The organism is Sphingomicrobium nitratireducens (assembly GCF_026157035.1).
Taxonomy (GTDB): Bacteria; Pseudomonadota; Alphaproteobacteria; order Sphingomonadales; family Sphingomonadaceae; genus Sphingomicrobium; species Sphingomicrobium nitratireducens.
This window is the reverse complement of the sequence record NZ_JANJZA010000001.1, coordinates 636,831-649,194: the sequence shown is the minus strand read 5'-3', so window position 1 is coordinate 649,194 and position 12,364 is coordinate 636,831. Positions and strand designations below refer to the sequence as shown.

Genomic DNA, 12,364 nt, shown 5'->3' with positions numbered 1-12,364 from the left:
CGGCCATGCTGTTGCACATCGTCGCCCGCGGAAAGATCGGCCGGTCCGCCGAGGCCGAGCTGGTCGAGCGTTATCTGAAGCGCATCGCCTGGAAGACCCGGGTGACCGAACTGCCCGACACCGGCGGCAACATCCCCGAGGCGACCTTGACCCCTGCCCGCACCGTCGCGCTCGACGAACGCGGCAAGCTATTGTCCTCCACGCAGTTTGCCGAGCTCGTCGGCCGCTGGCGCGACGAGGGCGTGCGCGAGGTCCGTTTCCTGATCGGTGCCGCCGACGGGCATGACGAAGAGACCAAGCAGGGCGCCGACCTCCTGTTTTCCTTCGGCCCCGCGACGTGGCCGCACATGCTGTGCCGTGCGATGCTGGCCGAGCAACTGTTCCGCGCGACCGCGATCCTGTCGGGTCATCCCTATCACCGCGAAGGCGCGCGCTCGTGAGGCCGCTCGCCGCCGCGCTCGCCGCGCTGCTGGTCGCGACCGCGGCGGGCGGCAGCACGCCCTCGGGAATCGACGCGCGGCTTGCCGCGGTGCGCAGCGAGGCTCGCGACGCGGAGAAGAGCGCGGCGGCGCTGGAGCGCGAGGCACGCGCGGCGCGCGACGAGGCGACGCGGCTCTCGCTCGAGCAGCGCGCACTCGCCGAAACGATTGCCGCCGAGGAAGCGCGCATCAGCGAGGCCGTGATCGGGCTGGCCGCGACGCGGCGCAGCATCGCGGCGCACGAGAAGAAACTGGCCGAGGCCAACGCGCCGGTCGCCAAGCTGCTCGCGGGGCTGGCGACGCTCGGGCGTCAGCCGCCGATTGCCGCGCTGGCCGGGGCGGACACGGTGGACGAGCTGGTGCGGATGCAGGCGCTGATCGACACCAGCCTTCCCGCGATCCGAGCGCGCACCGCGCAACTGCGCGCCGACACCGATCGCCGCCGCAATCTGGCGCGCCAGGCCGAGGCGCAGCTTGCCGAACTGACCGAACGCAAGGCGCGGCTGGGGCGACAGAAGATCCGCTTCGCCGAGGCCGAGGCGCGCGCGCGGGCGACGTCGAGTGCGCTCGCCGGGGCCGCGTTCGGCGCCGAGCAACGCACCATTGCGGTGCGCGAGGAGCTGGCCGAGCTGGGCGAGACCGCCGAGCGCCGCGCCGCCGCCCGCCGCGAGGCGCGCGCGCTGGCGGAATATCCCTCAGCCCCCCAGCGTCCTTCACGCCGCGGCAGCGCCCCCGCAGTCACGCCTTCCTTCGCCTACCGCCTGCCGGTCGATGCCCCCGTCTCTGCGGGGCTCGGCAGCATCAGCGCCGACGGGATCCGCTCGCGCGGGCTGGCGATGGCCACGCGGCGCGGAATGCGCGTGTCGGCGCCTGCCGACGGCCGCCTCGCCTTCGTCGGCCCGTTTCGCGGCCATGACGGCGTGGTGGTGATCGACCATGGCGATGGGTGGACCAGCATGCTGACCGGGATCGTCAGCAGCCTGCCGCGCGGGGGGCGTGTCGCGATCGGCGCGCCGCTCGGCCGGGCGACGGGGCCGGTCACTCTCGAGCTGTGGCACGAGGGACGCCCGCTCTCCCCCGCCCTCATCGCAGGTTCATCTCGCCCGCTGTCCAATGAGGCGAAAGCGGGCTAGAGTCGTTTTGAAGATCGTCATTTCCATGCCGGAAGGTCACGCATGAAACCGTTCGCGAAATTCCTCCCCCCGATCGCCGTGCTCGGCGCGCTCACGCTCGTACCGGTGACCGGCGCCCAGCTCGCCGCGCAGGACGTCGACACCTATCGCGAGCTCGAGAACTTCCTGACGGTGTTCGAGCGGGTGCGCGGCAACTATGTCGAAGAGGTCGACGACCACGTGCTCATCAAGGGCGCGATCGACGGGATGCTTGCCGCGCTCGACCCGCACAGCTCCTACGTCGAGGCGAGCGACTTCCAGACGATGCGGCTGACCACCGACGGCAATTATGGCGGGCTCGGCCTGACCGTGGGCATGCGCGACGGCGCGGTCGTGGTGGTCGCGCCGACCGAGGACACGCCGGCCGACAAGGCGGGCATGAAGGCCGGCGACTACATCACCCATCTCGACGGCAAGCTGCTCTACGGGATGAGCCTCGACGAGGCGGTCGACGAGATGCGCGGCGAGCCTGGCACCGACGTCACGCTGACGGTCGTGCGTCCGGGCCGCGACAAGCCGTTCGACGTCAAGATCACCCGCGCCATCATCGACCTGCGCCCGGTCAAGTGGGAGGTCGAGGACGGCATCGGCATCATCAACATCAACAGCTTCTCGGCCAATGCCGGCGCCGAGGTGGCCGAGGCCATCCGCGGCATCGAGAAGTCGCTCGGCGGGCGTCCCAAGGGCTATGTCGTCGACCTGCGCTCGAACCCGGGCGGGCTGCTCGACCAGGCGATCGAGATCAGCGACATCTTCCTCGAGCGCGGCGAGATCGTTTCCGAGCGCGGGCGCCGCAAGAGCGACATCGAACGCTTCTACGCGACCAAGGGCGACATGGCCGACGGCCTGCCCGTGATCGTGCTCGTCGACGCGGGCTCCGCTTCGGCCTCCGAGATCGTCGCGGGCGCACTGCAGGACCATCGCCGCGCGGTGGTGATGGGCGAGCGGTCGTTCGGCAAGGGTAGTGTGCAGACCGTGATCCAGACCGGCCCCGACGCCGCGCTGCGGCTCACCACGGCGCGCTACTACACGCCTTCGGGCCGGTCGGTGCAGGCTGGCGGGATCGAGCCCGACATCGCCGTGCCGCAGCTCAGCGATCCCGATTATTTCGAACGTCCGCGTTTCCGCGAGGCGGATCTTCGCCGCCACCTGGTCGCGCAGGAAGGCGTCGAGGACGACGTGCTCGAGGAGGACGGCAACGACGATCCGCGCTACGCCGAGACCGCCGAGGGCCTCGAGGCGAAGGGCATCGACGACTACCAGCTTCATTATGCCTTGAAGGCGATCCAGCGGGTCGCGATGGCGGGCTCGCCGGGGCTCGCCGGGGGCCGCCGATAATATGCTGGCGCCGGCCCGCCCCGCTCCCTTCCTGCGCCTCGAAAATGCCCGGCTGATGGCGCTGGGCATCCCGGCGGCACTGCTCGCGGGGGCGATCGGATCGCAGTATCTGGGCGGACTGGCCCCGTGCGAGATGTGCTACTGGCAGCGCTATGCGCACGGTGCGGCAATGGTGCCGGCACTGCTCGCGCTGGCGACCGCGGGGCGGCCCGCGACCAGCCGCCTCCTCACGCTGCTCGCCGCATTGGGCATCGCCGTTTCGGGCGCGATCGGCATCTTCCACGCCGGGGTCGAAGCGGGCCTGTGGGAGGGCGTCACCACCTGCACCAGCAATGCGGTCAGCATGGAAGACATCCTCGCCGCGCCGCTAGTGCGCTGCGACGAGGTGCAATGGTCGCTGCTAGGCATCTCGATGGCCGGATGGAACGCGATCGTCTCGCTCGGCAGCGCCGCGTTGATCGCGCTCGCCGCGCGCCGGAGCCACGCATGAGCGAGATGCAGGGAACCGCTCGGCCCGACACCGGCTCGATGATCCGCGTCGACCAGGCGGGCGAATATGGCGCGACACGCATCTATGCCGGCCAGATGGCGGTGCTCGGCAAGTCGTCGGCCGCCGCCCACGAGATCGCCCGTATGGCCCAGCAGGAAGAGCGCCACCTCGCGCGCTTCGACCAGCTCATCGCCGAACGGGGCGTGCGCCCGACCGCGCTGCAGCCCTTCTGGAACGTCGCCGGATTCGCGCTGGGCGCCGCGACCGCGCTGATCGGCGAGAAGGCCGCGATGGCCTGCACCGACGCGGTCGAGACCGAGATCGATCGCCACTATGCCGAACAGCTAGAGCAATTGGGCGACAGCGATCCCGAACTCGCCGCCGACATCGCGCGCTTCCGTGAGGAGGAACTCGAGCATCGCGACACGGCGCGCGCGCACGGGTCGCAGGAAGCGCCCGCCTATCCCCTGCTCAGCGGCGCGATCCGCGCGGGGTGCCGGCTGGCGATCGAATTGTCGAAGCGGTTTTGAACGGATAAGCCTGCGCGAGCGTTGCTCCCGCGAGTGAAAGGAAATGACGATGTCGAAGATGGTGTTGCTTGTCGCGGGAACGCTGGGCGCAGTCGCGGCAACCGGGCTGGAGGCGCCGGCGTCGGCGCAGGGCCGTCCGGTCACGGAGATCGTCGTGTTCGGCGAGGACCCCTGCCCGCGGTCGACCGACGACGAGGTCGTGGTGTGCGCCCGCAAGCCCGAGAGCGAACGCTTCCGCATCCCCGAGACGATGCGCGACACGTCGAACCGCCAGTCGAACCAGAGCTGGGCGGCGCGCGCGACCTATCTCGAGACGGTCAACGAGACCGGCATCCAGAAATGCTCGCCGGTCGGCGAGGCGGGCTTTACCGGCTGCATGGAAGAGATGCTGAATCAGGCCCGCCGCGAGCGCCGCGCGCTCGACAAGTCCGAGACCGCGCCCGACCTCTAGGCGCCGCCCGCCAGTTCGGCCGCGATCCATGCATCGACCTGTGCCTCGAGCACGTCGAGCGGCACCGAGCCCTGCCCCAGCACGACGTCGTGGAAGGCGCGAAGGTCGAAGCGGTCGCCCAGTTTCTCGCTGGCGCGGGCGCGCAACTCGCGAATCTTGAGTTCGCCGATCTTGTAGGCGAGCGCCTGCCCCGGCCATGAGATGTAGCGGTTCACCTCCGCCTCGATGTTGGCGGCGGTGAGCGCGGTATTGTCGGTCATGAAGTCGATGGCCTGTTGCTTGGTCCAGCCCTTCGAATGGATGCCGGTATCGACCACCAGCCGTGTCGCGCGCCACATCTCGTAGGAGAGGCGGCCCATGTCCTTGGCCGGCGTGTCGTAGAGTCCCATCTCGATCCCGAGCCGCTCGGAATAAAGGCCCCAGCCCTCGACGAAGGCGGTGAAGTACATCTGGCGCCGCCACTCGGGCAGGTCGATTTCCTGCTGCAGCGCGATCTGGTGGTGGTGGCCGGGCACCGCCTCGTGAACCGACAGTGCGGGCACTTCCCACAGCGGGCGCTGGTTCAGTTTCGAGGTGTTGACGTAATAAGTCCCCGCGATGCCGTTCTGGGGGCTGCCCGGATTGTAGTAAGCGGTCGTCGTCCCTTCCGCGATTTCGGCGGGAATCTCCCGGATGCCGTAGGACAGGCGGGGAAGCTTGCCGAACAGGGTCGGCATCATCCCGTCGATCGTCTTGAGCTGGCGCGCGACGACCTGCATCAGTTCCTCGGGCGTTTTGGCGTAATAGTCGGGATTGGTGCGCAATTCCTCGATGAACGCCTCGCGGGTGGCGAACCCGGCGGACTTCGCGACCGTCTCCATCTCGCTGCGGATCCGCGCGACCTCGTCGAGGCCGATCTTGTGGATCTGGTCCGCGGTCAGGTCGGTGGTGGTCATCTGCCGGATGCGGAAGTCGTAATAGTCCGCGCCGCCCGGCTGGCTGGAAATACCGACTTCCTTGCGACACGCCGGCAGGTAGTCGCGTTCGAACCAGGCGAGATGTTCGGCGTAGGACGCGCGTAGTTCGCCGTCGATCAGCGCCTTGGCGCGCGCCTGGAGCGAGGCCCAGTCCGCCTCGGCGATATTGGTAGGGCGGTCGGACGCGAAGGGTTCGTAAAGACGGCTCTGCGTCGCATCGGCGGGGATGACGCCCATGATGCCCTTTTCGAACCCGTCGAGAACGACGCACGGAAGAACGTAGCCGCCCTCGAGCGCGTCGGCCGAGACCGCGAGCGCGGCCTTGTTCTGCGCGGGGTAGGCGGCAAGGCGCTTCAGGTAGTTCTCATAGTCGGAAAGCTCGCGAAACGAGAGGTTGCTGCCGAGCCCCGCCATCGACTGGTGCCAGCCCGAATAGGTCGAGAACAGCATCAGCCGCTGGCCGTATCGGTTGCTCTCGATGCTCTCGGCCAGGCTGCGCGCGAGGATTGCCTTGGAAATGCGGCTGGTCTCGTCGAGCCCGGCGTCGGGAATGGCCTCGAGCGACTTGAGGAACGCGGCCTCGCGCGCCGCGCGGCGGTCCATGGCGGCGACCGAATAATCGTAAAGCCGGTCGTCATAGTCCCTGAGGCCCACCGACGAGGCCAGCGTCGGGCTCTCCTCGAGGCTCCACGCCCAATAGGCGTCGGTCAGCGCCTCGAAATCCTCCTGGGGTCCGGCAAGCGCCGGGGTCGCGAAGGCGAGGCTGGCGGCGGCAAGAGCAAGAAACGAAGCGCGCATGGAAATCTCCCGTTTGTCGCGCGCGACCGTAGGGCCGCCCCCGCGCCCCGTGAAGATTTTTTCGACATATGTCGGGTGGGAGTCTTTCATCGCACGCCGCGAGAACGTAAAGTGAACATATGGCACGGCTCGACACGCGTGAAAAGCTCGGCATCCTCGCCGACGCAGCAAAATACGACGCCAGCTGCGCGAGCAGCGGCTCGTCAAAACGCGACAGTCGTGACGGCAAGGGCGTCGGCTCGACCGAGGGGATGGGCATCTGCCACGCCTATGCGCCCGACGGGCGCTGCATCAGCCTCCTCAAGATCCTGCTGACCAACAGCTGCATCTTCGACTGCCATTATTGCATCAACCGCAAGAGCTCGAACGTACGCCGTGCGCGCTTCACGGTCGAGGAGGTCGTCCAGCTCACGCTCAATTTCTACAAGCGCAACTATATCGAGGGCCTGTTCCTCTCGAGCGGGATCATCTCCTCGTCCAACTACACGATGGAGCAATTGGTTGAGGTCGCGCGCCAGCTTCGCGACGTCCATGATTTTCGCGGCTACATCCATTTGAAGACGATCCCCGACGCCGATCCCGAACTGATCCACCAGGCGGGGCTTTACGCCGACCGCGTGTCGATCAACGTCGAATTGCCGACCCGCGAGGGGCTGACGCGCCTCGCGCCCGAAAAGGACGAGAAGCGGATCGAGACGGCGATGGGGAGGACCAAGGCCGACATCGCCGACAACAAGGACGCGCGAAAGAAGTACCGATCGGCCCCGCGCTTCGCCCCGGGCGGTCAGTCGACCCAGATGATCGTCGGCGCGGACGATGCCAATGACGGTGCCATCGTGACGCGCGCGCGCGGCCTTTACGACCGGTTCGGACTGCGCCGCGTCTATTACAGCGCCTTTTCGCCCATCCCCGAACCGAGCGCGGTGCTGCCCTTGAAGCGCCCGCCGCTGATGCGCGAGCATCGTCTCTACCAGTCGGACTGGCTGATGCGCTTCTACGGTTTCAAGCCGTCCGAAGTGGTCGCGGCGACCGACCACAAGGGCATGCTCCCGCTCGACATCGATCCCAAGCTCGCCTGGGCACTGAAGTTTCGCGACGCCTTTCCCGTCGACGTCAATCGCGCGTCGAAGGAAGAGCTGCTGCGCGTGCCGGGGCTCGGCACCAAGGCGGTCGGGCGGATCGTCTCCTCGCGCCGCTTCCGCACGCTCCGGCTCGAAGACGTCGCGCGCCTCACCGTCTCGGTGAAGAAGGTGCGCCCGTTCATCGTGACTGCCGACTGGCGCCCCACCCTGCTGACCGATCGCGCCGACCTGAAGTCGCTCGTCGTCGCGCCCGCCGCGCAACTCGACCTGTTCGCCGATGGTGGACCAAAGGCGGCCTGAACCGAGACGCGCACGGCGCGTTGATGGGCCGAAGACATGGTTCAAGGAGGCATTCGCATGGCACAGGATATTTTCGATCGTCTCAAGGAAGATCACGAGAAGCATCGCGCGCTGATCGACCAGATTAAGCAGACCACGGGCGACAGCGAGGATCGCCGAAGGCTATTCACGCAGTTCAAGAACGACGCGATGGGACACGCGGCGGCCGAGGAGGAAACCCTCTACGCCTCGATGCTCAAGAAGAGCGAAATTCGCCAGGATGCCAACCATTCGGTATCCGAACATGCCGATCTGGGCATGATGTTCGTCGAGCTCGACGAGATAGACATGGGCTCGAGCGGCTGGCTCAACAAGTTCAATCACCTCGCCGAGGAATATATCCACCACATCGACGAGGAAGAGGAAGAGAAATTCCCCAAGGCCAAGGAAGAGCTCGACGCTGCCAAGGCCAAGGCGCTCGCCGACGAGTTCGACAAGCGCAAGCCCGAGGAAGTCGAGCGTGCAAGCGAAGGCGCGGACCTCGAGGAGATCAAGCACATGATCAAGGAAGAAGGCGGCGACAAATAAGCGACGACGTCCTCCCCGAAGGCCCCGTGATGGCGGCACATCGCGTCACGCTGGCCGGGGAGGACGATTTCGACGGCTGGCGCGATGCCGCGCGCGGCCTGGCTGAGGCGGGCGTTCCCGCCTCCGCTGTCGTATGGGAGGTGGAGGGCGGCGAGGCCGACCTGTTCGGCGCGGGCGATGCCACTGCCGCGCCAGCGCCCACGGGCGCGAGCTTTTCGGTGCCGCGCGATTTCGTCAGCCTTGCAAAGACGGTGGTCTGCCACCGCGATCCCGAACGCTTCGCGCTGCTCTATGCGATGCTGCTCAAGCTGCGCGCGAACAAGCGCGCGCTTGGCGACCGCGCCGATCCGCTGGTCGACCGGCTGAAGGCGATGGAGAAGGAAGTGCGCCGCGACGCGCACAAGATGCATGCCTTCGTCCGCTTCCGCGAAGTGGAAGATGACGACGGCGAACGCTTCGTCGCCTGGTTCGAACCCGACAACCATATCGTTCGGCGCGAGGCGGGCTTCTTCGTGCGCCGCTTTACCAATATGCGCTGGTCGATCCTGACGCCTGAATTGTGCATCCACTGGGACGGCGAGACGCTGACGCAGAGCCCGGGGGCGACCCGAGCGGACGCGCCCGACGGCGATCCTGTCGAGGAGACTTGGAAGACCTATTACAAGTCGATCTTCAATCCCGCGCGCGTGAAGGTGAAGGCGATGACCGCCGAGATGCCGCGCAAGTATTGGAAGAACATGCCCGAGACCGCCGCGATCGGCGAACTGATTGCCGGGGCGCAGGCGCGCGAGGCGGCGATGATCGAGAAAAGCCGCAGCGTGCCCGCCGCGCCCAAGGCACCGCCGCCCTCCAACCGCGAGGCGGCGTGGGCGGCGCTACGAGACGAGGCAATGGGCTGTACGCGCTGCGACCTCCACTGCAACGCCACGCAGACCGTGTTCGGCGAAGGGCCGCTCGATGCGAAGATCCTGTTCGTCGGCGAGCAGCCGGGCGATGCCGAAGATCTTGCCGGGCGCCCGTTCGTGGGTCCTGCCGGGCAGCTGTTCGACGAAGCGCTGGCCGAAGCAGGGATCGAGCGCGCTTCGACCTACGTCACCAATGCGGTCAAGCATTTCAAATTCGTCCTGCGCGGCAAAAGGCGCATCCACCAGTCACCGGGGGCGGGCGAGATCCAGGCGTGCAACTGGTGGCTCGGGCAGGAGCGCGACCTCGTCCGCCCGCCGCTCACCGTCACGCTGGGCGCCAGCGCGGCGCGCGCCGTGTTCGGCAAGGCGGTGACGATCGCGTCGCTTCGTGGCCAGCCTCGCCTTCTGGCGGACGGCAGCGAAGCGCACGTCACCGTCCATCCCAGCTATTTGCTTCGACTTCCCGACAAGGACGCGCGACGCATCGAACACGCCTTGTTCGTCGAGGACCTGCGGCGCGTGCGCGAGCGGGCCGAGGAGTTGACCGCCTGAGCGAGATCGACTGTTGCAATTGAGAATGGTTCGCATTAGCTAGGCTCCAGCAACACCGATTCTTCAGTAGGAATTTTCATGACCCGCAAGATTCTGGTCGCCCTGTCGGCGGCCTCCGCATTCGCACTGCCCCAGGCTGCCCACGCCGACGAGAACGTCTTCGCCTACAGCTACGGCAGCGAGACGCTGCCCAAGGGCGGAACCGAACTCTACGTCTGGGCGACCGACCGCCGCGGCAAGGGCGAGGGCGAATTCAACGCGCAGGACTATCAGATCGAGCTGGAGCACGCGCTTACCAACCGCTTCCAGGTCTCGCTTTACACGACCTTCGCCTCGGTCCACTCGGAGGGTCTGGAACCCTCGATCGACGACATCGACCGCGACTTCGCCTTCAACGGCATGAAGGCCGCGTTCAAATACTCGCTCCTCAGCCCCTACACCGACGGCATCGGCGTCGCGCTCTATATCGAGCCCGGCTACGCGCGCTACAGCTCGAGCTCGGGCGAGCGCGAAGACAAGCGCTTCCTCGAAGGCAAGCTGCTCCTCCAGAAGAACTTCGCCAACGACAAGGCGATGTGGGTCGGCAACATCGTCGTCGAGAAGGAATGGGAGAAGGAGCCCGAGGACAGCGAGTGGGAAGCCGAGACCGAGTTCGAACTCTCCTCGGGTCTCGCCGCGCGCGTCGCCAAGAACGTCCACCTCGGCGCCGAGGGTCGCTACACCAGCGTCTACGAGCATGGCGAGCGCGAGAAATGGGCGCTGTTCGCGGGCCCGACCGTGCATGTCGCCGCGGGCCGCTTCTGGGGCACGCTCAGCTACCAGCACCAGCTCGACGGGGCGCCGAACACGCGTTCGGACAGCCTTAACCTGGGTAGCTACACCAACCGCGAAATCCGCATGAAACTGGGCTACAACTTCTAGCATGACGCAGGCGGGCCACTGGTTTGTCGCAGTGCCGGTCGCGGTGATCGCCGCGACCGCGCCCGCCCCCGCGCATGCCGAACGCTACCTGAGCGTGGCCGAGGCGCAGAAGCATTTCTTCCCCTCGGCCCGCCAGTTCGTCGAGCGTCCGCTCGATCTTAGCGAGGCGCAGCGCAAGGCAATCGGCAAGATCGCCGGCACCAAGCCGCCCAAGCGCCAGCCACTGTTCGAGGCGCGTGGCAGCGGCGGTCGCCAGGGCTGGATGTTCGTCGACCGCGTGCTCGGCAAGCACGAATATATCACCTATGCCGTCGCGCTGTCGCCCGAGGGCCAGGTGCGCGGGGTCGAGATCCTCGACTATCGCGAGACCTATGGCGGCGAGATCCGCCGCCCCGACTGGCGCAAGCAATTCGTCGGACGTCGCCCGGGCCAGAGCCTCAAGCTCGGCAAGGAGATCAAGAACATCTCCGGCGCGACCCTTTCCTCGCGCCACGTGACCGACGGGGTGCGCCGCCTGCTCGTCACCTTCGACAAGCTGGTCGCGCGCGACTGATGCGCCGCGCCCGCCCGCTGCTCGGCACGTTCGTCACGATCGAGAGCGAGAGCGAAGCGGCGATCGCGGCGGGCTTTGCGGCGGTCGAACGGATCCACGCGCTGATGAGCGCGCACGAACCCGAAAGCGAATTGTCCCGGCTCAATCGCAGCACGCCGGACGAGCCGATCGCACTCTCTCCCGATACGCTCGCCGTACTGACTCGTGCGCGCTTCTGGTTCGAGGCGAGCGACGGGGCGTTCGATCCGGTCCGAGCCGGCGCGCGTGCGATCGCCGACGGCGCGATCCCGCTCCACGCGGGCCAGCCGGCACCCGATCCCGAAGCGGACTTTTCCGCTTTGACGGTAGAGGGGACAAACGGATGGCTGGCGCGCCCGGCGACGATCGACCTCGGCGGGATCGCCAAGGGCTACGCGGTCGATAGAGCGCTGGATGCGATGCGCACCGCAGGAGCCCGCGAAGGCTTCGTCAATGCCGGCGGCGACATGGCGAGTTTCGGCGCGCCGCAGCCGATCGTCGTCACCGACCCGCTGACCGGTGCGGCGCGGCTCGAACTGACTCTCGACGGGCGCGCACTTGCGACCAGCGCGGCGCACGAGGGCGAGAACGGCCCCGACGCGCGTCACCTGCCTGGAAGTTCGGCCTACCGGTCGGTGACGGTCGAGGCGGCGCGGGCGATCGACGCCGACGCATTGACCAAGATCGCCTGGAGCGGGCATGGGCGGCTCGCCGACCTGTTCGCGCTTGCCGACGCGCGTGCTGTCGGGATCGCGGCGGACGGCCGCATCGCCGAACTGGCCATGGAGACCGACGCGTGAAAAGCCCGAAACCCAAGTCCCGCCCGACGCGCCTGCCGCGCTGGCAGGAGTGGTCGGTCTACGCCACGCTCGGCGCGCTGATCGTCACCGGATTGCTGTGGCTCGGTCTCGACGAATTCGTTCGGATCGAGGGCGAATTCGGCCCCGAACATCATCCGGGTCAGGCGCTCTCGCTGATGCTCCACGGCATCGCGGGCTACGCCTTCCTCGTCATCGGCGGGGCGATGATCCCGGTGCATATCAAGCTCGGCTGGCATTTGCGGCGCAACCGCAGGAGCGGGCTCATCCTCTCGCTGACCTGCCTGTTCCTCGCGCTCAGCGCCGTCGCGCTTTATTATGCGGGCGCAGAAGGCTTTCGAAGCATGGCGAGCCTCGCCCACTGGCTAGTCGGGATCCTGCTGGTTCCCGCGCTCCTGTTCCACGTGATCCGCGGGCTGCGCGGCGCGTAGGCC

General features: G+C 67.5%; 14 protein-coding genes. 13 read left to right on the top strand and 1 reads right to left on the bottom strand.

Annotated elements, in window-relative coordinates:
- Positions 1-5: 5 nt before the first annotated feature.
- Genes NNY25_RS03245 through NNY25_RS03220 form a run of 6 tightly spaced genes read left to right on the top strand, consistent with a single transcriptional unit; the run spans position 6 to position 4,460 of the window.
- Positions 6-440, top strand: coding sequence for a 23S rRNA (pseudouridine(1915)-N(3))-methyltransferase RlmH (locus NNY25_RS03245; RefSeq protein WP_265569919.1), 435 nt, complete (start codon positions 6-8; stop codon positions 438-440).
- On the top strand, positions 437-1,612 hold the full coding sequence (locus NNY25_RS11560; RefSeq protein ID WP_265569918.1) for a murein hydrolase activator EnvC family protein: 1,176 nt from the start codon (positions 437-439) through the stop codon (positions 1,610-1,612). Before NNY25_RS03245 ends, NNY25_RS11560 begins: the two co-directional genes overlap by 4 nt.
- A 42-nt stretch (positions 1,613-1,654) precedes the next feature.
- Positions 1,655-2,989, top strand: a complete 1,335-nt coding sequence (locus tag NNY25_RS03235; RefSeq protein WP_265569917.1) for a S41 family peptidase — start codon at positions 1,655-1,657, stop codon at positions 2,987-2,989.
- A gap of 1 nt (position 2,990) precedes the next feature.
- Positions 2,991-3,479 carry a disulfide bond formation protein B gene (locus NNY25_RS03230; RefSeq protein ID WP_265569916.1) on the top strand — a complete coding sequence of 163 codons (489 nt, stop codon included), beginning with the start codon at positions 2,991-2,993 and terminating at the stop codon, positions 3,477-3,479.
- Positions 3,476-4,009 carry a demethoxyubiquinone hydroxylase family protein gene (locus NNY25_RS03225; RefSeq protein ID WP_265569915.1) on the top strand — a complete coding sequence of 178 codons (534 nt, stop codon included), beginning with the start codon at positions 3,476-3,478 and terminating at the stop codon, positions 4,007-4,009. Before NNY25_RS03230 ends, NNY25_RS03225 begins: the two co-directional genes overlap by 4 nt.
- A 49-nt stretch (positions 4,010-4,058) precedes the next feature.
- On the top strand, positions 4,059-4,460 hold the full coding sequence (locus NNY25_RS03220; protein WP_265569914.1) for a hypothetical protein: 402 nt from the start codon (positions 4,059-4,061) through the stop codon (positions 4,458-4,460).
- On the opposite strand, the gene NNY25_RS03215 is transcribed toward NNY25_RS03220, so the two are convergent.
- Positions 4,457-6,214, bottom strand: a complete 1,758-nt coding sequence (locus NNY25_RS03215) for a DUF885 domain-containing protein (protein WP_265569913.1) — start codon at positions 6,212-6,214, stop codon at positions 4,457-4,459. The two genes, NNY25_RS03220 and NNY25_RS03215, sit on opposite strands and share 4 nt — an antisense overlap.
- 119 nt (positions 6,215-6,333) lie before the next feature.
- Here NNY25_RS03215 and NNY25_RS03210 point away from each other — a divergent pair, with 119 nt between their 5' ends.
- From NNY25_RS03210 to NNY25_RS03180, 7 genes are all read left to right on the top strand, one after another.
- Entirely contained in the window at positions 6,334-7,596 is a 1,263-nt protein-coding gene (locus NNY25_RS03210) for a putative DNA modification/repair radical SAM protein (RefSeq protein WP_265569912.1), read from the top strand.
- A gap of 57 nt (positions 7,597-7,653) precedes the next feature.
- On the top strand, positions 7,654-8,163 hold the full coding sequence (locus tag NNY25_RS03205; RefSeq protein WP_265569911.1) for a hemerythrin domain-containing protein: 510 nt from the start codon (positions 7,654-7,656) through the stop codon (positions 8,161-8,163).
- A gap of 29 nt (positions 8,164-8,192) precedes the next feature.
- Positions 8,193-9,620 carry a UdgX family uracil-DNA binding protein gene (locus NNY25_RS03200; RefSeq protein WP_265569910.1) on the top strand — a complete coding sequence of 476 codons (1,428 nt, stop codon included), beginning with the start codon at positions 8,193-8,195 and terminating at the stop codon, positions 9,618-9,620.
- Positions 9,621-9,698: 78 nt separating this feature from the next.
- A complete protein-coding gene (locus NNY25_RS03195; RefSeq protein WP_265569909.1) occupies positions 9,699-10,541 on the top strand; it encodes a DUF6662 family protein in 843 nt (280 codons plus the stop codon).
- 1 nt (position 10,542) lies between these two features.
- The gene (locus tag NNY25_RS03190) at positions 10,543-11,094 is read left to right on the top strand and encodes an FMN-binding protein (protein ID WP_265569908.1); all 552 of its coding nucleotides are present in this window, start codon (positions 10,543-10,545) and stop codon (positions 11,092-11,094) included.
- On the top strand, positions 11,094-11,912 hold the full coding sequence (locus NNY25_RS03185) for an FAD:protein FMN transferase (protein WP_265569907.1): 819 nt from the start codon (positions 11,094-11,096) through the stop codon (positions 11,910-11,912). The genes NNY25_RS03190 and NNY25_RS03185 overlap by 1 nt, the downstream gene beginning before the upstream one ends.
- A complete protein-coding gene (locus tag NNY25_RS03180) occupies positions 11,909-12,361 on the top strand; it encodes a hypothetical protein (protein ID WP_265569906.1) in 453 nt (150 codons plus the stop codon). The genes NNY25_RS03185 and NNY25_RS03180 overlap by 4 nt, the downstream gene beginning before the upstream one ends.
- The last annotated feature ends 3 nt before the right edge of the window (positions 12,362-12,364 follow it).

Bases quoted from the DNA above. Each gene is read 5' to 3' on its own strand.
- NNY25_RS03245 (WP_265569919.1), top strand. From the start codon at position 6: ATGCTGTTGCACATCGTCGCCCGCGGAAAGATCGGCCGGTCCGCCGAG.
- NNY25_RS03235 (WP_265569917.1), top strand. From the start codon at position 1,655: ATGAAACCGTTCGCGAAATTCCTCCCCCCGATCGCCGTGCTCGGCGCG.
- NNY25_RS03230 (WP_265569916.1), top strand. From the start codon at position 2,991: ATGCTGGCGCCGGCCCGCCCCGCTCCCTTCCTGCGCCTCGAAAATGCC.
- NNY25_RS03225 (WP_265569915.1), top strand. From the start codon at position 3,476: ATGAGCGAGATGCAGGGAACCGCTCGGCCCGACACCGGCTCGATGATC.
- NNY25_RS03220 (WP_265569914.1), top strand. From the start codon at position 4,059: ATGTCGAAGATGGTGTTGCTTGTCGCGGGAACGCTGGGCGCAGTCGCG.
- NNY25_RS03215 (WP_265569913.1), bottom strand. From the start codon at position 6,214: ATGCGCGCTTCGTTTCTTGCTCTTGCCGCCGCCAGCCTCGCCTTCGCG.
- NNY25_RS03210 (WP_265569912.1), top strand. From the start codon at position 6,334: ATGGCACGGCTCGACACGCGTGAAAAGCTCGGCATCCTCGCCGACGCA.
- NNY25_RS03205 (WP_265569911.1), top strand. From the start codon at position 7,654: ATGGCACAGGATATTTTCGATCGTCTCAAGGAAGATCACGAGAAGCAT.
- NNY25_RS03200 (WP_265569910.1), top strand. From the start codon at position 8,193: ATGGCGGCACATCGCGTCACGCTGGCCGGGGAGGACGATTTCGACGGC.
- NNY25_RS03195 (WP_265569909.1), top strand. From the start codon at position 9,699: ATGACCCGCAAGATTCTGGTCGCCCTGTCGGCGGCCTCCGCATTCGCA.
- NNY25_RS03190 (WP_265569908.1), top strand. From the start codon at position 10,543: ATGACGCAGGCGGGCCACTGGTTTGTCGCAGTGCCGGTCGCGGTGATC.
- NNY25_RS03185 (WP_265569907.1), top strand. From the start codon at position 11,094: ATGCGCCGCGCCCGCCCGCTGCTCGGCACGTTCGTCACGATCGAGAGC.